The organism is Dehalogenimonas sp. NIT-SK1 (genome assembly GCF_055384165.1).
In genome coordinates, this window is record NZ_AP042352.1 from 1,244,173 (window position 1) to 1,269,646 (window position 25,474).

The 25,474-nt window shown below is 55.0% G+C and carries 22 protein-coding genes, 1 tRNA gene and 1 rRNA gene; 18 read left to right on the forward strand and 6 right to left on the reverse strand.

The annotated features are described in order from the left end of the window. The first annotated feature begins 5 nt into the window (after positions 1-5). On the forward strand, positions 6-3,143 hold the full coding sequence (locus ACZ48S_RS06460; protein WP_464211840.1) for a DNA polymerase III subunit alpha: 3,138 nt from the start codon (positions 6-8) through the stop codon (positions 3,141-3,143). A gap of 24 nt (positions 3,144-3,167) precedes the next feature. Here the strand turns inward: ACZ48S_RS06460 and ACZ48S_RS06465 are convergent, their stop codons facing one another. Next, the gene (locus ACZ48S_RS06465; protein WP_464211842.1) at positions 3,168-3,950 is read right to left on the reverse strand and encodes a 3'-5' exonuclease; all 783 of its coding nucleotides are present in this window, start codon (positions 3,948-3,950) and stop codon (positions 3,168-3,170) included. Positions 3,951-4,051: 101 nt separating this feature from the next. Between ACZ48S_RS06465 and ACZ48S_RS06470 the strand changes: the two genes are divergently transcribed. From ACZ48S_RS06470 to ACZ48S_RS06515, 10 genes are all read left to right on the forward strand, one after another. Beyond that, entirely contained in the window at positions 4,052-5,392 is a 1,341-nt protein-coding gene (locus tag ACZ48S_RS06470; RefSeq protein WP_464211844.1) for a TIGR04283 family arsenosugar biosynthesis glycosyltransferase, read from the forward strand. Beyond that, complete coding sequence (gene arsS, locus ACZ48S_RS06475) at positions 5,376-6,359, forward strand: arsenosugar biosynthesis radical SAM (seleno)protein ArsS (RefSeq protein WP_464211846.1); 984 nt, start codon at positions 5,376-5,378, stop codon at positions 6,357-6,359. Before ACZ48S_RS06470 ends, arsS begins: the two co-directional genes overlap by 17 nt. A 131-nt stretch (positions 6,360-6,490) precedes the next feature. Next, the gene (locus tag ACZ48S_RS06480; protein ID WP_464211848.1) at positions 6,491-7,243 is read left to right on the forward strand and encodes an HAD family hydrolase; all 753 of its coding nucleotides are present in this window, start codon (positions 6,491-6,493) and stop codon (positions 7,241-7,243) included. Between the two features lie 135 nt (positions 7,244-7,378). Next, the gene (locus ACZ48S_RS06485; protein WP_464211850.1) at positions 7,379-7,822 is read left to right on the forward strand and encodes an RrF2 family transcriptional regulator; all 444 of its coding nucleotides are present in this window, start codon (positions 7,379-7,381) and stop codon (positions 7,820-7,822) included. Positions 7,823-7,840: 18 nt separating this feature from the next. Beyond that, the gene (locus ACZ48S_RS06490) at positions 7,841-9,121 is read left to right on the forward strand and encodes an O-acetylhomoserine aminocarboxypropyltransferase/cysteine synthase family protein (RefSeq protein ID WP_464211852.1); all 1,281 of its coding nucleotides are present in this window, start codon (positions 7,841-7,843) and stop codon (positions 9,119-9,121) included. A 13-nt stretch (positions 9,122-9,134) separates the two neighbouring features. Then, on the forward strand, positions 9,135-10,286 hold the full coding sequence (gene metX / locus ACZ48S_RS06495) for a homoserine O-acetyltransferase MetX (protein WP_464211854.1): 1,152 nt from the start codon (positions 9,135-9,137) through the stop codon (positions 10,284-10,286). Continuing rightward, positions 10,283-10,879, forward strand: a complete 597-nt coding sequence (gene metW / locus ACZ48S_RS06500) for a methionine biosynthesis protein MetW (RefSeq protein WP_464211856.1) — start codon at positions 10,283-10,285, stop codon at positions 10,877-10,879. The genes metX and metW overlap by 4 nt, the downstream gene beginning before the upstream one ends. A gap of 8 nt (positions 10,880-10,887) precedes the next feature. Continuing rightward, on the forward strand, positions 10,888-11,904 hold the full coding sequence (cysK, locus tag ACZ48S_RS06505; protein WP_464211858.1) for a cysteine synthase A: 1,017 nt from the start codon (positions 10,888-10,890) through the stop codon (positions 11,902-11,904). Between the two features lie 18 nt (positions 11,905-11,922). Next, positions 11,923-13,101: a cysteine desulfurase NifS gene (gene nifS / locus ACZ48S_RS06510; protein ID WP_464211860.1), complete on the forward strand. Its 1,179-nt coding sequence runs from the start codon at positions 11,923-11,925 to the stop codon at positions 13,099-13,101. A 10-nt stretch (positions 13,102-13,111) separates the two neighbouring features. Next, the gene (locus tag ACZ48S_RS06515) at positions 13,112-13,549 is read left to right on the forward strand and encodes an iron-sulfur cluster assembly scaffold protein (RefSeq protein ID WP_464211862.1); all 438 of its coding nucleotides are present in this window, start codon (positions 13,112-13,114) and stop codon (positions 13,547-13,549) included. A 13-nt stretch (positions 13,550-13,562) separates the two neighbouring features. Here the strand turns inward: ACZ48S_RS06515 and ACZ48S_RS06520 are convergent, their stop codons facing one another. Then, complete coding sequence (locus ACZ48S_RS06520; RefSeq protein ID WP_464211864.1) at positions 13,563-14,267, reverse strand: LOG family protein; 705 nt, start codon at positions 14,265-14,267, stop codon at positions 13,563-13,565. Between the two features lie 414 nt (positions 14,268-14,681). On the opposite strand from ACZ48S_RS06520, the gene ACZ48S_RS06525 reads away from it, so the two are divergent. The 3 genes from ACZ48S_RS06525 to proX all read left to right on the forward strand — a co-directional run bounded on the left by ACZ48S_RS06525 (position 14,682) and on the right by proX (position 17,906). Next, the gene (locus ACZ48S_RS06525; RefSeq protein ID WP_464211866.1) at positions 14,682-15,830 is read left to right on the forward strand and encodes a quaternary amine ABC transporter ATP-binding protein; all 1,149 of its coding nucleotides are present in this window, start codon (positions 14,682-14,684) and stop codon (positions 15,828-15,830) included. Between the two features lies 1 nt (position 15,831). Beyond that, positions 15,832-16,731: an ABC transporter permease gene (locus tag ACZ48S_RS06530; RefSeq protein ID WP_464211868.1), complete on the forward strand. Its 900-nt coding sequence runs from the start codon at positions 15,832-15,834 to the stop codon at positions 16,729-16,731. A gap of 83 nt (positions 16,732-16,814) precedes the next feature. Then, complete coding sequence (gene proX, locus ACZ48S_RS06535) at positions 16,815-17,906, forward strand: glycine betaine/L-proline ABC transporter substrate-binding protein ProX (protein WP_464211870.1); 1,092 nt, start codon at positions 16,815-16,817, stop codon at positions 17,904-17,906. Between the two features lie 80 nt (positions 17,907-17,986). Here proX and otsB read toward each other — a convergent pair whose 3' ends face one another. Next, on the reverse strand, positions 17,987-18,805 hold the full coding sequence (otsB, locus tag ACZ48S_RS06540) for a trehalose-phosphatase (RefSeq protein ID WP_464211872.1): 819 nt from the start codon (positions 18,803-18,805) through the stop codon (positions 17,987-17,989). A 221-nt stretch (positions 18,806-19,026) separates the two neighbouring features. Between otsB and ACZ48S_RS06545 the strand changes: the two genes are divergently transcribed. From ACZ48S_RS06545 to ACZ48S_RS06560, 4 genes are all read left to right on the forward strand, one after another. Then, positions 19,027-19,245, forward strand: coding sequence for a hypothetical protein (locus tag ACZ48S_RS06545; RefSeq protein WP_464211874.1), 219 nt, complete (start codon positions 19,027-19,029; stop codon positions 19,243-19,245). 17 nt (positions 19,246-19,262) lie between these two features. Then, entirely contained in the window at positions 19,263-20,273 is a 1,011-nt protein-coding gene (locus tag ACZ48S_RS06550) for a polyprenyl synthetase family protein (protein WP_464211876.1), read from the forward strand. After that, the gene (locus ACZ48S_RS06555) at positions 20,263-21,051 is read left to right on the forward strand and encodes a PDZ domain-containing protein (RefSeq protein WP_464211878.1); all 789 of its coding nucleotides are present in this window, start codon (positions 20,263-20,265) and stop codon (positions 21,049-21,051) included. Before ACZ48S_RS06550 ends, ACZ48S_RS06555 begins: the two co-directional genes overlap by 11 nt. Before the next feature lie 896 nt (positions 21,052-21,947). Further along, positions 21,948-23,075 (forward strand): two-component system sensor histidine kinase NtrB, encoded by a 1,128-nt coding sequence (locus ACZ48S_RS06560; protein WP_464214578.1) that lies wholly within the window; start codon positions 21,948-21,950, stop codon positions 23,073-23,075. Between the two features lie 71 nt (positions 23,076-23,146). Here ACZ48S_RS06560 and ACZ48S_RS06565 read toward each other — a convergent pair whose 3' ends face one another. From ACZ48S_RS06565 to ACZ48S_RS06575, 3 genes are all read right to left on the reverse strand, one after another. After that, positions 23,147-23,437: a hypothetical protein gene (locus ACZ48S_RS06565; RefSeq protein ID WP_464211880.1), complete on the reverse strand. Its 291-nt coding sequence runs from the start codon at positions 23,435-23,437 to the stop codon at positions 23,147-23,149. Positions 23,438-23,562: 125 nt separating this feature from the next. Continuing rightward, a tRNA-Ile gene (locus tag ACZ48S_RS06570) sits at positions 23,563-23,639 on the reverse strand. Between the two features lie 207 nt (positions 23,640-23,846). After that, positions 23,847-25,345, reverse strand: a 16S ribosomal RNA gene (locus ACZ48S_RS06575). Between the last annotated feature and the right edge of the window lie 129 nt (positions 25,346-25,474).

Consider the following 25,474-nt stretch of genomic DNA (forward strand, 5'->3'; position numbering starts at 1 on the left):
TCACAATGCGCTACGCGGAACTTCACTGCCACAGCTACTATTCTTTCCATGACGGAGCTTCGTCACTGGAAGAGCTTATGGTGCGTTCCCGGGAACTGGGTTATACCGCCCTGGCGGTTACCGACCATGACAACCTGTGCGGCGCCATGCGCTTTTCCCACCTCAGCCGCTCGCTGGAGATGCCGGGGATAATCGGCGCCGAGCTGACCCTGGCCGGGGGCTTTCACCTCACCGCGCTGGCTGAAAACCGGGAGGGCTACCGCAACCTGTGCCGCCTCATCACCGCCGGACATGAAACCGGACAGCGCAACCAGCCGGAACTGCTGCCGGAACGCTTAGCCGAACATTCATCCGGCCTGGTCGTCCTGTCCGGCTGCCCGCGGGGACAGCTGGCGCGGCTGGCTGACAGCGGCCGACTGGAAGAGGCTGAACAGATGGTAAAGCAGTACCGGGAATGGTTCGGCAGTGAACGCTATTTCATCGAACTGCAGCATAACCGGGTGTACGGCGACCGGCAGCGTAACCGCCGGCTGTATGACCTGGCCAAAAAAACCGGTGTGCCGGCAGTGGCCACCGGCAACGCGCATTATCACACCCGTGACAGGCACCGGCTGCAGGATTGCCTGGTGGCCATCAAGGCCTGCAAGAGCCTGGAGTCCAGCCACCAGGAGCGGCGAGCCAACTCGGAATTCCACCTGCGTCCGGTCGCCGAAATTGAAAGCCTCTTCAGCGGCTGTCCGGAAGCCCTGTCCAACAGCGTCAAAATCGCCGAACGCTGCACCTTCAACCTGTCCGGCCAGACCGGCTACGCCCTGCCGGATTACCCGGCGCCGGACGGTCATACCCCGGAAAGCTACCTGGAAAAGCTGTGCCTTGAAGCCGCGGTCCGCCGCTACGGCAGCGTTACGCCCCAGGTCAAATCCCGACTGGATGAAGAGTTCCGGCTGGTCAGGAAACACCGGCTAGCCGGATTTCTGCTCCTTTACCATGACGTCATCAAACTGGGTCATGAGATCATGATAGAACAGGGTATGGCCGACCCGGCGGTGCCGCTGGAGGAAAACCCGCCCGGACGGGGCCGCGGCTCCTCGGTGTCGCTGCTCATCGGCTATCTTATCGGCCTGTCCCACATCGACCCTTTGCAGTACCACCTTTCGCTGGAAAGATTCCTGCCGGAGGATTCGCTGGATTACGTGCCTGACATTGACCTGGACTTTCCCCGCCGCATCCGGGAAGAGCTTATCCTGCGCACCCATGAGAAATGGGGCTGGCGTCACGCCGCGCTGACCGGCACTATCGCCACCTACCAGATAAAGGGCGCGGTGCGCGACCTGGGCAAGGCGCTCAGCCTGCCGCCGGAAGAGGTGGACCAGCTGGCCCGGCACACTGACTGGGGCAGCGCCAGGAAACTCAAAGCCCAGATGCGGAAGTCTCCCCGGTTCCGTGACAAGATAGACTCGCCGGCCTGGAAAGACCTCATTTGCCTGGCCGCTGAACTGGACGGATTTCCCAAGTACCTGGGGCAGCACCCCGGCGGCATGATCATTTCTTCCGTTCCCCTGACCGACATCGTGCCGGTGCAGCGGGCGGCCACTGCCGGCCGTTACGTCTGCCAGTGGGACAAGGACAGCGTGGATGACGCCGGCTGCGTCAAGATAGACTTCCTGGCGCTGGGGGCGCTGTCCCAGATGCAGGACGCGGTGGAAACCATAAGAAAAAACAGCGGCCGGCGTCTCGATATGTCCCGCATTGATTTCGATGACCCGGCGGTCTATGACATGCTGTGCCGGGGCGATACCATCGGCATCTTCCAGGTGGAGTCAGCCGCCCAGATGCAGACCATCACCAGGTTGAGGCCCCGCAACCTGCTGGACATGGCCCACGAGGTGGGAGCGGTGCGGCCGGGCGTCGGCGTCAACGGCGGCGTCCAGGAATACCTGGCCCGCCGGACCGGGCGCAAACCGGTGGTCTATGACCACCCGCTGGAAAAACGAGCCCTGGAGCGCACCTTGGGAATCGTGCTTTTCCAGGACCAGGTCAACCAGCTGGCCATTGACGTGGCCGGCATCTCCCCCGGCACCGCCGACCAGCTCAGGCGCGCTTTCAGCCGCCGCCATAATGAGCGGATGCTGGAGCATTTCCGCCGGCTGTTCGCCGCCGGCGCCTCAAGCCGCGGGGTGGATGACGCGGTTATTGAGGCCATCTGGCGCAAATTCAACGGCCAGTATATGTTCCCGGAGTCCCACGCCTTTGCCTTCGGCGTCACCGCCTACCAGGCGTCATGGCTTAAGCTGTACTATCCCCTGGAGTTTTTCGCCGCTATCTTCAACCAGCAGCCGATGGGCTTCTACAACGTGGAAACGCTGAAAGAAGACGCCAGGCGGCACGGAGTCAGTGTGCTGAATCCAGATATCAACCGCAGTTCCGCCTCCTGCGTTATAGAAGACGGCAAACTGCGGCTGGGTTTTCTGCAGGCAGCCGGACTGGGAGAAGCCTCGGCCAGGTCCATAATAGCCGGCCGGTCCCGGAGCGGCAGCTTCAAAAGCATCGGTGATTTCCTGGAGCGCAGCGGAGTGCTGGAAGATGTGGCCCTGGCGCTTACCGGGGCCGGGGCTTTCGACAGCCTGGAACCTAACCGGCGCAAGGTAAAATGGGAGATTGGCCTGCGCTACCGCCCGGTGAACTCCCAGATGTTCCTGCCGCTGCCGGTAGCCCAGGACATGGCGGAACTGGCCGCTCCGGACGGCTGGGAACGCATGCAGGAGGAATACCGGGTGCTGGGTCTGTTTCCGGCCGGCCATATCATGGCCAGCATGCGGCCCAGGCTTAACGCTCAGGTCATTTCCAGCAGGGATATAGCAAAGCTGGGCGACGGCGCTGAGCTGACTGCCGCCGGCCTGGTCATCCGGCGGCAAAGACCGCGCGGCAAGGCGGTGTTCATCACCCTGGAAGATGAATTCGGCCACATACCGCTGATGGTGTTTCCCCGGGTTTATGAACGTTACGAATTAAAGTTCAAGTCACCCTTCCTGATAGTCACCGGGCGGCTGTCACGGCGGGAAGGCGCCTGCAACCTGGTGGTGGACAGCGTCAGGACATTCTCAGCGCTGAAGAAAGTGCCGGCTTCCAAGGACTGGCATTAGAGGGGAATGTTGGAACAATGATCTCTATCTCCTCGGAAACTCCCCGCTCAAAGCCTTGTTGATAATATCCTTGACTTCATCTGAGAAATCAGACCGGATAATCCAGTCCAAAAAGCCGGCGTCACTGGATGCCAGTTCCCGGAGCAGAGCGCCTTTATTCTTACCGAAATTGACCGCTGCATCATTCTTAACCCAGATCAATTTACCGTCCGCGTCAATCCAGTTGGCTTCTTCATCCCGGCAGCAGAACTCATGAAGCTCTTTTATGCTGGAAGGCAGGACATCACTATGCTTCTCCAGCTGGGCGGTCAGTATCTCAGCGCAGGCGCGGGCATCCGCGTCCGAGGAGTGGAGATTTTCCAGTTTCTTGTCACAGTATATGAGATAGGCCGCTTCCAGGTCCCGCGGGTGGAACTTGTGGAAGATTACCTGGGTATCAATCAGGCTGCGGCCTGAGCGGGTGAATTCAACGCCGGCTCTTCGGAATTCCGCTTCCAGCATCGGAATATCAAACCTCTTGATGTTGAAGCCGCAGATATCACAGCCGTCCAGGAAATCCCGGAAACTGCGGGCAATCTGGTGGAACATCGGCTTGTCGGCTACCTGTTCATCGGTAATCCCGTGAATCCTGGTTGATTCTTCCGGTATGGGCACTCCGGGGTTGATCAGCCGGGTTTTTGATTCTTCCGTGCCGTCCGGGTTCAGTTTAACCAGGGTGATTTCCACTATGCGGTCCCTGCCCGGGTTCAAACCGGTGGTTTCCAGGTCAAAAAAAACCAGGGGTCTTTCCAAATTCATTTTTTTCATGGCTAAATTATAGCATTGGGGACAAACAAAAAACCTGGCTGCCTCCAGATGCCGTTCTCGGGTTTATCAAGAGAGCGTCCAAGCTGGTATAATCCATGGGTATGTCCAAGCTCCATTATTCGGTAGTCATACCGGCGTTGAATGAAGCAGCCGCTATCGGTCGCTGTATAGAAGCGGTCCGCGCTGAAAACGCAGAGGCGGAAATAATCGTAGCCGACGGCGGCTCCGCCGACCGGACACCACTGGTAGCGACGGAGCACGGGGCGGCCGTCTGCCATGCCCCCAGGGGCCGCGGACGGCAGTGCAACGCCGGAGCGAAGACAGCCACCGGCGATATTATTATTTTCCTGCACGCCGATACCACCTTGCCGCCGGGGGCTTTCGAATACCTGGATGGCTTGTTCTCAGACCCGGAAGTAAAAATAGGCACCTTTGGCCTTGCGTTTGACCGCCGTCACTGGCTGCTGGGGCTGATCAGCGCCTATACATCGGTACACCGGGGCAGGCAGCGCTTCGGCGACGCCGCCATTACCGTACGTAAGGAGTTTTTCCGGGAACTGGGCGGATTTCCGGACCAGAAACTGTTTGAGGACTATGAACTGCTGCGCCGGGCCGGCAGGCAGAGCCGCATCTACCGTTTCCCGCTCAAGGTGACCACCTCCGCCCGCCGCTTTGAGGAGCGCGGACCGCTGCGGCAGCTGCTTATCAACAGCTGGTTCATCACCCGGTATATGATGGGAACGCCACCGGACAAGCTGGCCGCCGAATATGAAAAACGCAACCGCCGCCTGGCGCGGCGCGTACTGCTGATGATGTGCCGCTATCCCCGGCCGGGCAAGGTCAAGAAACGGCTGGCGGCGGACATTGGCGAAACCGCGGCGGCTGATACCTACCGCTACTGCGCCGAGAATCTGTTCGCCGCGGCTGACGGACTGAACGGCAGTGTGGAGAAATGTCTCTACGTGGCCGATGCCGGAGACGAAGCGGCGGTCAGGGATTGGACCGGGGGCCGCTTCAGCGTCAGGACCCAGCCGGAGGGAGACCTGGGCGTCCGGCTGACCAAGGGCTTCTCCAGGGCCTTCGGCGACGGCGCCAAAAAGGTTATAATAGCCGCCAGCGACATTCCGGGTATTGACACCGAAATACTGCAAGAAGCCTTTGACAGCCTGGAAAAGAATGACGTGGTAGTCGGGCCATCGCCGGACGGAGGTTACTACCTCATAGGCCTAACGAAGGAAAGGCCGCTGCTTTTCGAAGATATTCCGTGGAGCAGCGACCTGGTGCTGGCCAACACCCTGCTCAGGACGCTCAGTCCGGAACTCAAAGTGCACCTGACATTGATCCGGCGAGACATAGACGATATTGAAGATTACGACTGGTGGTTCAATTCAGAAGAAATGGTCACCGAGGATGGAGAGCTTAAACGTGTCGGAAAGCCTTAAGGAACTGCATAAGGAATATGATTTCAACAACTGGCTGTCCGAGCGCGGGCTGAGCCTGCCGCCGACGGACATTGATACCCTGTGGCTAAATATTACCCGGCTGTGCAACCAGTCCTGCCGCCATTGCCACCTGGAGGCCTCGCCGGAAAAGCCGCTTCACATGAACGAAGAGGTCATGGAAGCCTGCCTGCGGGTACTGCGGCGGCATGAGCGGATAAAGTCAGTGGACATCACCGGCGGCGCCCCGGAACTGCACCCGCGCTTTGACTACCTGGTCTCGGCGGTGCGGGATGCCGGTAAACAGGTGACAGTGCGGCACAACCTGACGGTTTCCCTGGACGGCAATCCGCTTACCGGCCAGGACAAGAGCTATCTGCCGCGGTTCCTGGCCGACGCGCGGGTGGAAATCCTGGCTTCAATGCCTTCGCTCGATGAACAAACCACCGATGAAATCCGCGGCGACGGCGTATTCGCCAAGAGCCTGGAGTCGCTGCGGCGTTTGAACGAAGCCGGCTACGGATGGTCTCCGGAACTGCGGCTGCGCCTGGTTACTAACTGGGACGGACCGCTGTCCGAAGATGACCGGATTAAACTGGAAAGCGAATATAAAGAGGGTCTTAAGAATCACGGCATAGTGTTCAATGACCTGCTGACAGTAACCAATATGCCGGCCGGCCGCTACGCCGTTCGGCTGCTGGAACAGGGCGGCTACCGTGATTACATGGACCGGCTGGTAGCCGCCTCTTCCTGCCCCGACACCATTGAAAGCGCCGTTTGCCGCACCCTGGTCAGCGTTGATTCAGGCGGAAGGCTGCATGACTGTGATTTCAACCTGGCGCTGGGAATGGGACTGGAAAAAGACTGCCCCGGCAGCATTTTCGAATTTGATTTCAACCGCCTGCTGGAACGGCGCGTCAACTTCGGCCCGCACTGCTTCGGCTGCAGCGCCGGAGCCGGCAGCGGCTGAACGGGCCGCAATGCGCTGCCCGTGACGGCAGACAATGATTAAACAGGACGCGGTATTATTACCAGTGTCGGCTGACCTTCATGACAGGTAAGCATTAGCATTACAGCGCTGATATCAGGGGGAACTGCATCATGATACGGGCTTTCATCTTTGACCTGGACGGCGTACTGGTGCAGACGGAAAAACTGAAGGCCAGGGCTTATGACCTGGCGGCGCAGCGGATACTGGGAAGCGCCGAGCCCGATACCAGGGCCGGCCAAGCCTATGCCGAGGTAATCGGCGCCTCCCGCGAGGAAACATCACGCCACGTGATGGATAAACTGGGGCTGGAAAACAAGCTGCGCCGGTTGATGCCGGAATACGGTGTCAGCCAGCCATGGGAAGCGCTGACCGCCATCCGCTACGAGATTTATGACCAAATGGTCAGTGACCCGCAGGTGCTGCGGGATAACCAGTGGCCTTTCAACGTGGCCATCCTGAAAATGGCCAGGGAGATCGGCTGCCGCACCGCGCTGACTACCCTTTCAAAACGCCGTGACGTAGAGCATGTTATTGTTTCGCTGGATATCGGCGGCCTGCTGGATGTGGTGCTGACCGCGGAGGATATCAGCCGCGGTAAACCGGACCCGGAAATCTACCTCAAAGCAGCCCAGCTGCTCAACGCCAAGCCGGCGGAATGCCTGGTGCTGGAGGATTCGGTCAACGGCATCACCGCCGCCAGCCGCGCCGGCATGAAGGTGGTGGCCATGGCCACGCCCTTCACCAACGCCGCCATCCACGCCAAAGGATTGGTCAAAGAAGCCTGGACGATTCACCGACCGGAGGACGCTGTTTCAATTGTCCGGCGGCGGGTGGAAGAGCTGAATCAGGCGGCGGCTGATTAGAGCCTGAAGAGCCGCATCCCGTCCCCCGCCATGCCGTTTTCGCCTGAATGACCGGTTTGACAAGAGGCCGCTTTACTGTTATTATCGATTAAACTGATTAGTTTCATCAACTTTTAGTATCGGCGGTATGATTTAATGAAATTGAGCACACGTTCACGTTACGGTACCCGCGCCCTGCTGGACCTGGCGCAGAACTATGGCGAGCAGGTAATTCCCCTGCGGGAAATCGCCCGGCGGCAGGAAATTTCCCTGTCCTACCTGGAGCACCTGGTGGGACCACTGGTGGATGCCAAGCTCATTCAGACGATACGCGGCGCCAAGGGCGGCCTGCGGCTGGCCAAAGCGCCGGAAGACATCAGGATGAGCGAGGTGGTTTCCCTGCTGGAAGGCCCCCTGGAACCGGCCGAGTGCGTCCACAGCCCGGACAAGTGCAGCCGGTCAAACTTTTGCGCCACCCGGGATGTCTGGGGTGAAATGGGCCGTGCCATGAACGAGGTACTGGAACAGACCACCCTGGCTGACCTGGTCAGCCGCCAGCAGGCCAAGATGTCGCCCAACGGCGAAATGTATTATATCTGAAGCAGAGGGGTTAGCCTTATGAAAGATTATAAACTGGAAACACTGGTGGTTCACGCCGGCCAGGAAAACCCGGACCCGGCTACCGGCGCCCGCGCCGTGCCCATCTACCAGACAACATCCTATGTCTTTAACGACGCGGATCACGCCGCCAGCCTGTTTGCCCTCAAGGAGCCGGGCAACATCTACAGCCGCATCATGAACCCGACCAATGACGTTTTTGAACGCCGGGTAGCCGCCATTGAAGGCGGTATTGGAGCGCTGGCGGTAGCTTCCGGCCAGGCGGCGGAAACCCTGGCCCTGCTCAACATCACCCGCCCCGGCGACGAAATAGTGGCCACCAGCAACCTATACGGCGGCACCTACGAACTTTTCCACCACACCTTTCCCAAGCTGGGCCGCAAAGTCATTTTTATACCGCCCGGCGATATGCAGGCGCTGCGTACTGCCATAAATGATAAAACCCGCGCCGTTTATACCGAGACCATCGGCAACCCCAACCTGGACGTGCCGGACTTTACGGCGGTATCCGAAATCGCCCACCAGGCCGGAGTACCGCTTATAGTAGACAACACAGTCGGCGTGGGGCTGGCGCGGCCGTTGGAATACGGAGCAGACATTATAATCGCCTCGGCTACCAAGTATATCGGCGGCCACGGCACCACAATCGGCGGGATCATTGTTGATTCCGGCAATTTCAACTGGGCTAACGGCAAATTCCCGGAATTTACCGAGGCCGATCCCGGCTACCACGGACTGAAATTTGCCGAAAGCTTCGGCAAAGCCGCCTTCATCACCAAGGCACGGGTGCAGCTGCTGCGCGACACCGGCGCCGCGCTTTCCCCTTTCAACGCCTTCCAGCTGCTGCAGGGACTGGAAACGCTGACCCTGCGGCAGGAGAGGCACTCGGAAAACGCCCTCAAGGCAGCCGAGCACCTGAAGCGTCACCCAATGGTCAGCCGGGTGATATACCCCGGACTGCAGGACAACCCCAACCACGCCACCGCCGCCAAATACCTGGGCGGCAAATTCGGCGGACTGGTCGGCTTCGGCATCAAGGGCGGACTGGAAGCCGGACGCCGCTTCATCAACTCGGTAAAACTGATTTCCCACCTGGCTAATATCGGCGATACCAAGAGCCTGGTCATTCACCCGGCCTCTACCACCCACCAGCAGCTGACCGCGGAGGAACAGCTGGCGGCCGGCGTGGCTCCTGACTACATCCGGCTTTCGGTGGGCATTGAACACATAGATGACATCATCACCGACCTGGACCAGGCGCTGGAGAAAGCGGCGCGATAGAAGGTAAATTAACATGACTGATAATGAGAAAAACGGACCAGAGCTGGTCCGAACCGAATATTTCACCATTGATAAGCTGGAACTGGAATCCGGGGAAGCAATCGCCCCGGCGGTGCTGGCTTATGAAACCTACGGCACGCTGAATGCTGAACGCTCCAACGCGGTGCTCATCTGCCATGCCCTGACCGGCGACGCCCATGCCGCCGGTGTTCACGCTCCCGGCGAAAAACCCGGCTGGTGGGACAACATGATCGGGCCGGGCAAGGCCTTTGACACCAATGAGCTTTTTATTATCTGCTCCAATATCATCGGCGGCTGCCAGGGTTCCACCGGACCGGCTTCAACCAACCCGGCCACCGGCGAGCCTTACGGGCTGGATTTTCCGCTGGTTACCATTGGCGACATGGTTGCCGCCCAGGCACGGCTGATAGATCACCTGGGCATCAAGAAACTGCTTTCGGTGGCCGGAGGCAGCATGGGCGGCATGCAGGCGCTGACCTGGGCGGTAAAATACCCGGAGCGGCTGCAGTCGGTCATCGCCATCGCCACCACCGCCCGCCACTCGCCGCAGCAGATTGCTTTCAACGAAGTAGGCCGCCAGGCTATTATGGCCGACCCCAACTTCAACAATGGACGATACTACGGCGGACGAGCGCCGGAACGCGGCCTGGCCATGGCGCGCATGGTCGGCCATATTACCTACATGAGCGACCAGTCCATGGCGGCTAAGTTCGGCCGCCGCTTCCGGGAGCGCCGCGAAGGGGATGCCAAGCTCGGTACCGATTTTGAAGTGGCAGGTTATCTGCAGTACAAGGGAGACAACTTCGTCAAGCGCTTTGACGCCAATTCCTACCTCTATATCACCCGGGCTATTGACCTGTATGACCTGGCCGGTGATAGCGGCCTGTCCGAAGCCCTGGCGGCGGCTCGTCCGGTGCACTTCATGGTGCTGGCCTTCAAGAGCGACTGGCTCTACCCGGCGCACCAGTCCAAGGAACTGGTGCGCGGCTGCAAGCTGGCCGGAATTGATGTTACCTACTGCGAGATCAACTCCACCTACGGCCATGACGCCTTCCTGCTGGAAATTGACGAGGAAACGCTGCTGATCAACCATTTCCTGCGCAAATTCAGAACCAAAAATCAGCCAAAGGATGAAACCGGGTGAAAAACGTCAGAAAAGACCACCAAGTAATAGCCGGCCTGGTAAGTGACGGCGCTTCAGTACTGGACCTGGGCTGCGGCGACGGCGATCTCATGGCCTACCTGGGCCAAACCCGCAGCGCCGGTGCCAGGGGCGTGGAAATTTCAGAGCAGGCCATCTACCGCTGCGTAGCCCGAGGGCTTTCCGTTTCCAACCAGGACATCGACAACGGCTTGTCCGAATATGGCGATAATTCCTTTGATTACGTCATTCTCAACCAGTGCCTGCAGCAGGTGAAAAACCCGCAGGAAGTCCTGGCCGAGGCCGTCAGGGTGGGGAAAAAAGCCATAGTCGGCGTGCCCAACTTCGCCTACATCTCCGCCCGCTGGCGGCTGGGAGTTATCGGCCGGGCGCCGATGACCAAGGCCCTGCCATACCAATGGTACAACACCCCCAATCTGCACTTCCTCAGCCTGTCGGACTTCGCCGATTATTGCCGCCGCGGCGGCCTGCGGATAGAAACAGCCGTTTATCTGAACGGCAACTCCCTGGTCCGACTGCTGCCCAATGTACTGGCACAGGTCGGTATTTTCCTCATATCACGGGGGAAAGGATAACCCTTTTTATGAACGAACAATTTAATGTTGAAACAGTTGAATACCGGAATCGTCGCTTCCCGGCGCTGACCCGCGGCATTGCCGCCGATATTACCGAAACCATCGGCAATACGCCGATGGTGAGGCTTAACCGCCTGGCTGAAGGCGCCGGAGCGGAAGTTGTAGCCAAGCTGGAATCATCCAACCCGCTGCACAGCGTCAAGGACCGAATCGGGGTGGCCATGGTTACCGACGCCGAGGCCTCGGGCAAGCTAAAACCCGGCTCCACCATTGTGGAGCCTACATCCGGCAACACCGGCATCGCCCTGGCCTTCACCGCCGCTGCCCGCGGCTACCGGCTTATACTGACCATGCCGGAAACCATGTCAATGGAAAGACGCCAGCTGCTGGCCATACTTGGAGCCGAGATAGTGCTGACGCCGGGGTCTGGAGGCATGACCGGCGCTATCCGTCACGCGCGGCAGCTGGTGGAGGAAAACCCCGGCTACGTGATGCTGCAGCAGTTCGACAATCCGGCCAACCCGGAAATTCACCGGCTGACTACCGCCGAGGAGATATGGCGGGATACGCGGGGCCGGGTAGACGCAGTGATTGCCGGCGTGGGCACCGGCGGCACCATTACCGGCATCGCCGAAGTGTTGAAGCAGCGCAAACCATCAATTCGCATCATCGCCGTGGAACCGGAGGATTCCCCGGTGCTTTCCGGCGGCAGCCCCGGCCCGCACAAGATACAGGGCATCGGGGCCGGTTTTATACCGGCTGTCCTTCAGACTGAACTCATTGATGAAATTATAAAGGTGAGCAATGAAAACGCCGGCGCCGTCGCCCGCCGACTGGCGCGGGAAGAGGGCATCCTGGCCGGAATTTCCTCCGGCGCCGCCGCCTGGGCGGCGGCTGAAGTTGCCGGACGGCCGGATATGATCGGAAAGCTCATAGTTGTTATCCTGCCGGACACCGGTGAACGCTACCTGTCAACATGGTTGTTCCAGGACGCCTACACCCCTGCTGCCCAATCCAACGCTTAAGAAAAGAGGTAATGTGCCATGAACCACAACAGTTCAATATATCTTGATAACTCCGCCACTACCCCGGTGGAACCCCGGGTGGCCGAAGCCATGATGCCTTTCCTGGGTGAATCCTTCGGCAATCCTTCATCAGTCCACAGCGCCGGACAAACGGTTCGCGGCGCCGTAGAAGAAGCCCGAGAGAGAGTGGCGGCGCTTATCGGGTCACGAACTGATGAAATATTTTTTACCAGCGGCGGCACCGAGGCTGACAACTGGGCTATCAAAGGCACGGCATGGGCCAGGGCTGACCGGGGGCGGCATATCATAACATCCGCCATTGAACACCACGCCGTCATTGAAAGCTGCCAGTACCTGGCCAAAAACGGCTTTGAAGTTACCTATCTGCCGGTTGACCGTAACGGCCTGGTTGACCCGGAGGGTGTCAGGAAGGCAATCACGCCGCGAACGGTTCTGGTTACGTTGATGCACGCCAACAATGAAATCGGCACCATTCAGCCGGTAGCCGAAACGGGTCGCATCACCAGGGAAAAAGGGGTGCTGTTCCACGTTGACGCCGTGCAGACAGCCGGTCATATTCCGGTCAGTGTCAACGAACTCAACGCCGACCTGCTCAGCCTGTCCGGACACAAGCTCTACGGTCCCAAGGGCATCGGGGCGCTCTACATCAGGAAAGGCGTCAAGCTGGAACCGCTGCTGTCCGGCGGCGGCCAGGAGCGCGCCAGGCGTCCCGGCACGGAAAACGTGCCCGGCATCATCGGCTTCGGCAGGGCCGCCGAAATAGCCATGAAGGAGATGGAAGACGAAAAGGTCGCCGTTACCGCCATGCGGGACCGGCTGGCCGCTGAACTGCTGGAGCGCATACCGGACACCACGCTTAACGGCCATCCCACGCACCGGCTGCCCAACAACGTCAACATTTCCTTCAAGTATATCGAGGGCGAATCGCTGGTGCTGCACCTTGATTTTGAGAATATATACGCCTCCACCGGCTCAGCCTGCAGTTCCTCCAGCCTGGAACCCTCACACGTGCTGCTCGCCTGCGGCCGGACGGCGGAAGAAGCCCACGGCTCCATACGTCTGAGCCTGGGCAAGTTCAATCGGGAAAGTGAAATAGACCGGGTTATTGCAGTTTTACCCGGTATCGTGCAAAAATTAAGAGCCATGTCGCCCCTGACACCGGGCACGGCCAGCTAGGAGTAATATTATGACCAACGGACCCGCAGGCTACAGCCAAGAAGTTATTGAGCATATCAAAAACCCGCATAACGTCGGTGAAATGCCCAGCCCGGATGGTATCGGCCGGGTCGGCAATCCGACCTGCGGCGATATCATGGAGCTTTACATCCGGGTCAAGGACGGCATTATCACCGATGCCTCTTTTAAGACCTTCGGCTGCGGCGCCGCCATCGCCTCCAGCTCCATGGCCACCGACATGGTCAAGGGCAAGAGCATTGTTGAGGCTTTGGAAATTTCCAATAAAGCGGTGGCTGAAGCCCTGGGCGGACTGCCGCCGGTGAAAAGGCACTGCTCCGTACTTGCCGAAGAGGCGCTGCGCAAGGCTATCCTGGATTATTACCAGCGCCGCGGCGAGACACCGCCGGTGGACATCAAGCTGCCGGAAGACAGCCACAGCCACCACTAGAAGCTGAAGCCGTTTATTCCCTGGTGTTGTTTACCGCCTTGTGACCGGTGATTTTGTGTTCCCGGTACCAGTTGCTGATTATTTCCACCACTTCTTCGGTGCTGTCTGTTACCCGCAGCAGGTCGCAGTCGATCTGGGAGATGTATTCCCGGTCCATCACCGTGTGCCGCAGCCAGTCCAGGAAGCCGCCCCAGAATTCGGTGCCGTAGAGCACGATGGGAAACGGTGTGATTTTGCCCGTCTGCATCAGGGTCAGTACCTCGGTTAGTTCATCCAGGGTGCCAAGCCCCCCCGGCATGATGACAAAAGCCGAAGCGTATTTGACCAGCATCACCTTGCGGGTGAAGAAATGGTTGAAAGTCAGCGACTGGGTGGTATATGAATTGGGTGACTGTTCCATGGGCAGCTTGATGTTCAGCCCTACCGAGGCCACCCCGGCCCGTCCGGCTCCCTTATTGGCGGCTTCCATCAGCCCCGGTCCACCGCCGGTAACTATGGAAAAGCCTTCCTTCCCTAGTTTAAAAGCTATTTCTTCAGCAGTCCGGTAGAGTGAGTCACCGGCAGGCACCCGGGCTGAACCGTAGATACTGACCGAAGGCTTGATGCCGGAGAGCTTGTCAAAGCCATCCACAAACTCACCGATAATGCGGAACATGCGCCACGACTCTTCTTTTTCCAGTTCTTCTATTTCGTAATCATGATGATGATCGTGAGCCATAAAGCCTCCGGTTAATTTGCCTTCCAGATATTTAAGCAGAGTGCGGCGGTTTATGCCAGTGCTGGAATATGATTAGTTTATCAAAAATCGCCCTATCTTAATTCATGATACCTGATTGGGATACAGGGGAATCCACAGGCTTTCTATACTTTACGGAGTTATTGGCGCTCTGTTATTCTGCGGTATATTATCCAATACGAAGCTTGCAATAATTTGTGACATGTTATAGTATAAACGCATAGCTTCGCGATAACTCTAAATCTTCCGGCCTTTGCCGGTTCAGAATCTACCAGAAAAGCGAGGAACCTCATTAGTACTGAAAAGCTAAAGGTAGAAAACCTCTACAAGGTTTTCGGCCCTGACCCAAAAGGTACCATTCAAAAACTGAAAAAAGGCGCCAACCGGGAATCCATCATGAAAAAATCCCGGAACATTCCGGCCGTGATTGACGCCAACTTTACCGTAGGCCAGGGTGAAACCTTCATGATCATGGGCCTTTCCGGCTCCGGTAAATCAACCATAATCCGCTGTCTCAACCGCCTGCATGACCCCAGCGCGGGCAAGGTAGTCATTGATGGTGAAAACATTGCCGAGGCTGATGAACGCCGCCTGCGGGAAATCCGCCGCACCAAGATCGCCATGGTCTTCCAGCACTTTGCCCTATTGCCGCACAAGACGGTCCTGGAGAATGTAGAATTCGGCCTGAAAATCCGGGGCGGCATGACTGATGAAGACCGCAAGAAGGCCGAAGATACCCTGGAAGTGGTCGGCCTGGGCGGCTGGGGTGACCGGCTGACCTCAGACCTTTCCGGCGGTATGCAGCAGCGGGTCGGCCTGGCAAGAGCGCTGGCTACTGACCCGGAAATCCTGCTGATGGATGAGCCTTTCTCCGCACTCGATCCGCTGATCCGGCGGGATATGCAGGACGAGCTTATTAACCTGCAGCAAACGCTGCAGAAGACAATTATATTTATCACCCATGACCTCAATGAAGCGCTGAAAATGGGTGACCGCATCGCGGTAATGAAAGACGGGCGCATAGAGCAGATCGGTACGCCGGAAGACATCGTCAGCAATCCGGCAACAGACTATGTAGCCGCCTTCACTTCAGATGTCAACCGCGGTCTGGTCTTTACCGCTTCTTCCATTATGAAACACGCTGATACCCTTACTACCACTCATGATACCCTGAAAACCGCCTCTGTAAGGCTGCGCCGTACACCGGCGGATGCCATGTACGTCCTGGACCGGCAGCGCAAACCGGTAGGACTGGTTACAGACCAGGATGTTGCCCGGGCGGTGCGCAAGGGAGAAACCAAGCTGGATGCCATCATGATAAAGGACTTCCCTCAAACCGAGGAGAATACTCCGCTGGGCGAGGTGCTGATGCTTTGCGGCGACAGCCTGCCGATTGCCGTGGTTTCGGACAAAGGCAAGTTCAAAGGTGTCCTGGAGCCGCTGGATGTCTTAAGCAGCGTGTCCCCGGTCGGCACGGAACTGGGCAACGGCTCCAGCGAATCCGACGAGGAAAAACCAGCCACCCCTGAAAAGGAGGCTGAATAATATGTGGCCTTTTGATTTATATACCATACCCATGGATGACTGGATTCAGTCTGCCGTTAACTGGCTAAGTGATAACCTGAGATCTTTTTTCCAGGCTATAAAAGTGCCATTTGATTTCACCCTGAGCGGTACTGAAGATTTCCTGCTGTGGCTGCCGCCGGTAATAGTACTGGCAGTAATTTTCCTGATCAGCTGGCGTGTCAAAGGATGGGTATTTGCCCTGATAGCTACCTTAACAATGGCATTAGTCGGCTTCCTGGGATTATGGGCACCTACCATGACCACTTTAGCTTTGGTCTTGTCCGCAGTCATTTTCTGCGCCTTAGTCGGTATCCCTTTGGGTATATTAGCTGCCCGCAGCGATAAATTTGCCGGCGTAATAAGGCCGATTCTGGATGCCATGCAGACTATTCCCGCCTTTGTTTATCTGGTTCCAGTGGTTATGCTTTTCGGCGTCGGACTGGTACCCGGGATGATTGCCGTTATCGTTTTCGCGCTGCCACCGATTATCAGGCTGACGGATTTAGGCATCCGGCAGGTACCTAAAGATGTAGTTGAGGCCGGCCGCTCTTTCGGCGGCACCAGCAACCAGATACTTTTTAACATCCAGATACCACTGGCCATGCCGACCATCATGGCAGGCCTTAATCAGACACTGATGCTGGCCATGTCCATGGCGGTGGTCATCGCCCTGATTGGCGCCAGCGGTCTCGGTTTGGTTGTCTGGACTGGCCTGGGACGCAATGATGTGGGCTATGCGGCTATCGGTGGTATCGGAATTGTTGCCATTGCCATTATCCTTGATAGATTGTCTCAATCTTTCAGTAAAACGCCGACCAAAAAAGGTCCCGGCATAATCAAGAAAACTATAAACTGGTTTAAATCGCGGCTAAAAAAATAGATTGATGCCGCTTCAATAAGCCCCCAAACTACTCCATATGGCGCACCTGAGGAGAGTTTCGGAAATACAAAAGGAGGAAAAACATGAAAAAAAGCATGCGTAAATTAATGCTAGCCGGTTTTGCCATGGTTTTAACCCTGTCATTACTGGTTGTCGGTTGCGACGGTACCACCGACCCGACCACTACTCCAACCACCACCGGTCCAACCGTCGATGAAACCCCCGGCGAGGGCGTTACTGTTAAAGCAGCACGTCCTACCTGGTCAACAGGCTGGTTCCAGACCGAGGTGTTCATCAAAGCACTGGAGGAACTCGGTTATGATGTAGAAGATCCGACCACACTGGATAATCCTATCTTCTACAACTCTGTCGCTAACGGTGATGTACATTTCTGGGCTGACGGCTGGTTCCCGCTGCATGACCAGTATCGTTCATCATTTGAGGACGGAGCTGAGGTTGTCGGTGAATTCGCAATGGGTGGCGCTCTGCAGGGCTATCTAATTGACAAAGCGACTGCTGAGGAATACGACATCACCAGCCTTGAAGATTTAAAGGATCCTGAAATCGCCGCCCTTTTTGACACCGACGGCGACGGCAAAGCCAACATGGTTGCCTGTCCGCCCGGCTGGGGCTGCGAAACGGTCATCAACCATCACATGGAAGCCTATGAACTGGCTGATTGGGTCAATGCTGACCAGGCCGGGTATGATGTAGCCATGGCCGACGCGGTTGCCCGCTATAATGCCGGTGAACCGATCCTTTGGTACACCTGGACACCCAACTGGACTGTGAACGCACTGGTTCCCGGTGAAGACGTAGTCTGGTTGGAGGTTCCCTTCTCAAGCCTGCCTGAAGGTCAGGAAGAACTGGAAGACGAAACCTTTGTCGCTGACCTGGTAGGTAAGGCCGGAGATTCTGAGCCTTACAACATGGGCTGGCCGGCCAACGATATCCAGGTAGTAGCCAACTCTGAATTCCTGGATGAAAATCCCGCGGCGGCATATATTTTCGAAAACCTGACCATGCCGCTGGAAGACATCTTCGCCCAGAACTATGAGATGTACCAGGGTGAAGATCGACCCGAGGACATCGTCGAAGATGCTGAAGAGTGGATTGCCGCTAATCAGTCCACCTTCGATGCCTGGATCCAAGGCGCTATAGACGCCGCTAACTAGTAATCATTTCTACGGTGCGCCCGTAAAAAGAGGGGCAGGAATATTCCTGCCCCTCTTTTATTTTTAGTGGTGAGAAACGGTTATCCAGCAGTCGCCTCAACCAGGTCTTTTATAAACTTCTGCACTTCATCCGGGTTTTTCAATGTATATTCAGCCGCCGTTTCCATGCCAGATTCAATAACCGCGATAGTAATGCCCTTTGGTTTGACTGCCCTGAAGGCATCCTCATCCGTTATGTCATCTCCAATGTAAACAGGAACCAAATCCGGCCCGCCGGCACCGATAATGTCCATCAAGCGCAGCACCGCCCGGCCTTTGTCCCAGTCAACATTCGGACGCAGTTCAAATACCTTCTTGCCGCCGCAGAAACCCAGCGATTGGTATCCGTTGGCGACGGACTTGACTGCCTCTTTGATGATCTCTGTCCTTTCTTCGGCCGCCTGGCGGTAATGAACAGCAATGGCAAAACGTTTTCGCTCCACCCGTACACCGGGCACTCCCGAGAAGCGTCCCCTAAGCTCCTCCTCTGCGGAATCAAGCGCCGGCAGGAACGGCAGCCCCCTTGACTCATCATGCAATCCGCCGGGGTCCCCAATTTCGAAACCGTGGCTACCGCTGTAGTATAGCTGCGGCAGCCTCACCATCTGGCGCACGTCATCCAAGCTCCTGCCGGAAATAACGGCTACAGGCCAGACTGCCGCCAGCTTTTCAAGCATCCGGCGGGTCTGTTCCGGCAACACCGCTGCGGCAGGCTCGGGGACTATTTCAGTCAGCGTTCCGTCATAGTCTAGGAATATGACCGGACTGCCGCGGCGCAACAGACTGATAATCTTGTCTTTGTTCTCTAAGGCCGACGGCTTTATGTCTTGATTTGAGTAATCAAATTCGTCTTTTTTCATCCTGTTTCCATCAGTCACTCAGCCAGTGACTACTTAACACTTTACATCCAACAAGGGACTTGAACAAGTAAAACCATCCGTTAACTTGCCGAGGATATGATCTGATATCAGAGCAACTAAAAATCGCACCTGCCTGCGGATTGAAAAACATAGGTAAAAATCGTTGACCTTTGTCCGGAACGGTATTATACTGACTCCAATTTATTAACGGAGGGTTTGTTATGCAGAGTAGTTCCCTTTCCAAGTTTGCCCAAAAGCTTTTCAGCGATGAGAAAATCAAGGAACAGTTCATTTCCAACCCCGAAACAGTCATGTCCCAGTTCAAACTGACTGAAACTGAGAAAAAAGCTGTCATGAGCAAGCACGCCATGATGGAATTGTCATGCCCTGGATCAGCCAGTAATTATACTGCCTATGGGCCTATGGCAAGTTGGGTTTAGCTACAATATCGACCTGAATGTTTCGCGATATATTCGAAACACCACCTAAGTGGCAAAAACAGCAGACCATTGTATTACGTGAAGAAATTGAATCAGTTTTATCTGATTTAGATGATAATTCCAGTCTGCTATCAATATTGGAGGAAGCCCTCTCAGTAAAAAGGCGAGGGCTCAATTCCGAGGCATCAACAGGCTCATCATTGCATCTGTTGCCTTTATTGGTGTGCGAAAGCATTTGCGGTAACTTTAAACCAGCTGTTCCCGCTGGAGCAGCCATGCAGTTTATGATGGCAGCTGGCGATGTTTTTGACGATCTGGAAGATGATGATGCCCCAGATTCTATTTGCGGCAAATATGGTGCCGCTTTAACTATCAACGCAGCTACCACGCTGATTATACTGGCAGAACGATCAATTGGTAGGTTGTCTAAACAATCTTCCAGTGACAGAATAGCTATGCAAGCTTTCAACCGACTCAACAGCTATTTTCTAACCGCCTGCATTGGTCAGCATTATGATTTGGGAGCAGCTAAAGATATCTCGTTGAATGAAGACAGCTATATGGAAATTATTGGTTTGAAATCAGCATCCCAGTTCGAATGTGCTTGCCACCTGGGAGCTTTGGCTGCTGAAGCTGAACCCGAAGTTATTAGGCTGTTTCATGAATTTGGATATAATATAGGCATGGCAGCTCAACTGGCCAATGATGTACAGGGAATCGCAAACGGTCGGGATATTAATCATAAAAACATTACCCTGCCGTTTGTTTTTATCTTGAATTCGCCCGATGAACAGATACGGGACAAAATACGGCGTTTCATTGAAGCAACGCAATGCAGTGATACTACCAATCAAAGCGTTAAAGAACTGTTGTATAGTAGCGGTGCCATCTACCATGCCACAGTGACGCAGGAACACTATAAACAAGAAGCCATGGAGTCACTCGCAAAAATTGGCAAGAGTGGTTCAAATATTTCACGTTTGAAATTCCTATTGGAATCCAAGAACCAAGACGAACATGATAAATAAGAAAAAAGACAACTATTCCTTAAGTAATAGCAATCCTAAAAAACAGCATATCTTTATTGCTGCCATAGCGATGGTTATTCTGTTTGTTTCTTTGTTTTTCTTTCTCAGTAGCATATCAAAACCATATACGGGTGTTTTCCTCACATATAACGGCGAGGAATGGTTCGTCGAAAGTGTTGATCCTAATGGAGCCGCCTACCAATCAGGAATTCATTCAGGAGATCAAGTTATATCAGTAAATAATAAATCACCACTTATTTCTTTACAAAAGTATGAAACTGTCGAATTCGTGATGGGAAACATAATAGAAAGCATAAACGTTGAATCCGGCAACGGCAGAATTATTGAATTTGATATTAACAACAGTACGCCATCCAACCAGACTTTAGCTGAATTAGCTATATGGGCTCTCGTATGTATTATATTCTGGATTGTTGGTTTTTTTGTATTTTTTAAACGCCCGGATAAACAGCCAGCCATCCTTCTACTGCTTTGCTCACTTGCCTTTGGTCTTGCTTTGAGCGCTAATATGGCATCTGAAAGATCTCTTACAATTGCGATTCATATAGCAGCTGTTGCCGCCACCATCGGACCCTGGCTGCTGCTGCATTTCTTCCTGGTCCTGCCCGAGGAACGCGCCTGGCTGCGCCAGAGCCGATGGATTTACCTCATCTACGTGCCGGCCGTTATAACCATTTCCTGTATTCCTTTATCGGTTTCGCCGATGGTCAGCCGCTTCAGGACTTCCGGCTGGTACGCCTTACCGGCTATGGAATAGGGCTGCTGGCTGTAGCTGCTGTGGTCATCATTAATTTTGTTAGGGCAACCACGCTTCAAACCCGCCAGCAGATGAAAATTGTGATGATCGGTGGTCTGGCGGCCATTGTGCCGTTCGTTGCCCTTAGCGTCCTGCCGGCGGCCTTTGAGGGCGCCAACGTGATGCCGGCCAGTTTCAGCATACTTTTTGTTGCCTTCATCCCTCTTTCCATGGGTGAGGCTGTTATCGCGGAAAAGCTCCTGGACATTGACATTCACCTGCGGCGCGGGGCGGTTTTCGGTCTTATTACCTTGGTGATGGCTATTATCCTGACGATTGCCATCAGCCTGGTTTTGAGCCTTAGGCAGCCAATCACCGCCACCGAAACAGTTCTTATCTCCGTAGCCCTGGGAGCACTGGCCACATGGCTGTTCGGACCAATAAAAAACTGGGCGGAAAAGAATGTTGACCGAGTGTTTTATAAGGACAGGTACGACTATCGGGCGGTGCTCAAGGACCTGGGTGACTCTCTCAACCGGATTAACGACATTGAAACCGCGGCGTCAATGATAACCACAGCGTCAGTTAAAACCATGGGGCTCGATGGAGCCGGGCTGTTCGTTAGCCTGGAGCCGTCAAAGTTCCAGTCAGTATCAGCGGTCGGTGAAATGGCTCAGTCATCAGTACAGCGAAACTTACTGAGCTTTATTAACCGGCAGCCCGACGATAAAAGTGTTTTTCCGAAACCTGTTTCAGATATTGAACCCAGGGCAGCTTTCATGGTGCCGCTTACCGCAGGAGACCGGCGTATAGGTTATCTTTTCCTGTCTCCCAAATCATCCAAACAGGAGTTCCTGCCGTCAGACCTGTACCTGATACAGGGCCTGGGGTTGCTTGCCTCCACTTCGCTGCGCAGTATGCTGGCCATTAATGAAGATATTGCCGCCCGCAAGCACTACCAGCTGGCTCTGAGAAAGGCGGCTGAAGAATGGCGGGCGACTTTCGATTCCATCACCGACATGATCGCCATAATCGGGCGTGACCGCCGGATTATCAAAGTCAACAAAGCCTTTGCCGAGGCCTTCGGCCGGGAACCCAAAGACCTGGTGGGCGTTTTATGTCATGAAGTTGTCCATAACCTGCTTGATCCTCACCCGCAGTGCACTTTTGACCAGGTTGTGACCGAAAACCAGACCTGCAGCCACGAAATATTCGAACCCACCCTGCGGAAACATCTTGAGTGCGCCCTGTCGCCCCTATTTGATGACCAGGGTGATATCATCGGGGCTGTCCATATATTCAAGGATATTACCCAGCGCAAGAAGATGGAAGAAGAGCAGGAACACCTGCGGGACAAGGCTGAGGTAGCGGCCCGGCTGGCTACAGTAGGAGAAATGGCCGCAGGAATCGCCCATGAAATCAACAATCCGCTGACCGGCGTCATCGGCTTTTCTCAGTTGCTGTATGAACAGGACCTGCCGTCGGATGTAAAAGAACAGGTCGGCATTATCAATGACGGCAGCATCAGGATCAAGGAAATAGTATCCCGCATGCTGTCTTTCGCCCGCCAGACCAAGCCCTTTCGGACCAGGCTGGACGTTCATGAAGTTATCAACGCCACCCTGGAATTCCGGCAGTATGTGTTAGAAACAAACAGCATCAAGGTGAAAAAAGAGTTTGCCGCCGGTCTGCCGTGGATAACCGCCGACCCAGGACAGCTGCAGCAGGTATTCATGAACCTGCTGGTCAATGCTGAGCACGCCATGAAAAAGGCTCACGGACGGGGCACTCTGACTATATCCACCAAACAAGAGAACGGCTTTATTCTCATCTCATTCAAAGATGACGGACATGGCCTTTCTCCGGATGCCCTATCCAAGTTATACAACCCGTTCTTTACCACCAAGGAACCGGGTGAAGGCACCGGCCTGGGTCTTTCCATTTCCCGCACCATCATCATGGAGCATGGCGGAACTATCGAAGCCAAAAGTGAACCTGATAACGGCGCGGAGTTTATCGTCAAGCTGCCGCTTGATGAAAACTAATAACGATTCTTTACAACCATCAAGGTTGAATTTTCTGTCGTTCAGGGCATATTGATCAAAAAAGTGGATTCTTAAAACAGCGGGCCTAGAAAATACGCCGCGAAAGCTCCGGCAATAGCTACCACCGACGCGGCGGACAGGAAACCTTTTCGCTTTTCCACTTCCCTTTTTCGCCAGTAGATTAAAGCCAATATCAGATTGACTATAACGAACAAAGCAGTGGCGTAAGCGAGATAAAGGGAAAATACCATGCCATGAAAATTGCCCAATTCTAAAGAAGCATCAAACACCGCCAGCGCCGCAGCAATAATTGCCAGGGCGAGCAGATTATACAGTAGTATCTTGTTCCTTTTAACCGACATGGAAAACTCCATAGTTGGTATTATGCAATAATTTTTTCAAAAACGCGGTTCTAAAATGAAGTTAAGGAAGGATAATTAATTAAAGGAATAAATGCGAAAACGAAAAGAGATTCTTCTATGTTAGATGGTGGGCCATCCTGGTCTCGAACCAGGGACCTCGGTCTTATCAGGACCGCGCTCTAACCAACTGAGCTAATGGCCCGGGGGATGGAAACGAACGAAGGTTATTCTAACCCAGTGAAGCCTCTAAAATCAAGCGGCGTGACATTACTGCCACGCCGTTTTTTTTGTTCATAAAAAGTTTCACCTTAACCTCTGAATAGCGGAAGGAAAGGTCTACCAATAAAGACTCCGGCTTGCGCCGAAGATCGACCTAGGAGTGGAGAACCGAAGCTCTCAATCTCCTTAGAAAGGAGGTGATCCAGCCGCAGCTTCCGCTACGGCTACCTTGTTACGACTTCGTCCCAATCATCAGTCCCACCTTGGGCGACTGCCTCCCTTGCGGGTTAGCCTATCGACTTCAGGTGTTACCAACTTTCATGACGTGACGGGCGGTGTGTACAAGGCCCGAGAACGTATTCAACGCGCTATGCTGACACGCGTTTACTAGCAACTCCGACTTCATGCAGGCGAGTTTCAGCCTGCAATCCGAACTGAGGACGGTTTTGGGGATTAGCTCCCGGTCACCCGGTGGCAACCCATTGTACCGCCCATTGTAGCGTGTGTGTAGCCCAGGGCATAAAGGCCATGCTGACTTGACGTCATCCCCACCTTCCTCCCCGTTTTGCGAGGCAGTATCGCTAGAGAATATAACTAGCAATAAGGGTTGCGCTCGTTGCAGGACTTAACCATACACCTCACGGCACGAGCTGACGACAGCCATGCAGCACCTGTGATAGCTCCTGACTTGACAGGTGGATCCCCTTTCGGTTCACTACTTCTAACATGTCAAGCCCTGGTGAGGTTCTTCGTGTAGCATCGAATTAAACCACACGCTCCGCTGCTTGTGCGGGCCCCCGTCAATTCCTTTGAGTTTTAGTCTTGCGACCGTACTCCCCAGGCGGGATACTTAAAGCGTTAGCTTCGGCACAGAGAGGGTCGATACTCCCTATACCTAGTATCCAGTGTTTAGGGCGTGGACTACCAGGGTATCTAATCCTGTTCGCTCCCCACGCTTTCGGGCCTCAGTGTCAGTTTTGGCCTAGAAAACCGCCTTCGCCTCTGGTGTTCCTCCCGATATCTACGCATTTCACCACTACACCGGGAATTCCGTTTTCTCCTGCCATACTCAAGTCCAACAGTATCGGATGACCGCTCCCAGTTGAGCCGGGAGATTTCACATCCGACTTGAAAGACCACCTACGCCCACTTTACGCCCAATAAATCCGGATAACGCTCGCCTCCTACGTATTACCGCGGCTGCTGGCACGTAGTTAGCCGAGACTTATTCCTCAGGTACCGTCATTATTCTTCCCTGAGAAAAGAGGTTTACAACCCGAAGGCCGTCATCCCTCACGCGGCGTCGCTGGGTCAGGCTTTCGCCCATTGCCCAAGATTCCTTGCTGCTGCCTCCCGTAGGAGTCTGGACCGTGTCTCAGTTCCAGTGTGGCTGACCATCCTCTCAGACCAGCTACCGATCATAGCCTTGGTAGGCCGTTACCCCACCAACAAGCTAATCGGAGACAAGCCCCTCCTCAAGCGTCTTGCGACTTTAGTGATCCTCCTTGTGAAAGAGCACCACATGCGGTATTAGCACTCCTTTCGGAGTGTTATCCCCCACTTAAGGGCAGGTTACTTATCTATTACTCACCCGTCTGCCACTATCCTTCTTGCGAAGGACCGTTCGACTTGCATGCATAAGGCGCGCCGCTAGCGTTCATCCTGAGCCAGGATCAAACTCTCCAAGCTATTTAAAAAAAGAATTTACGCTGCAATAAAATTGGCTTATTTTTCCTTCCGCTATTCAGTTGTTAAGGTGCCTCGTCAATCGCTGACGAATAGAGATAATATCACAGCCGACAATAGCGTGTCAAGGCT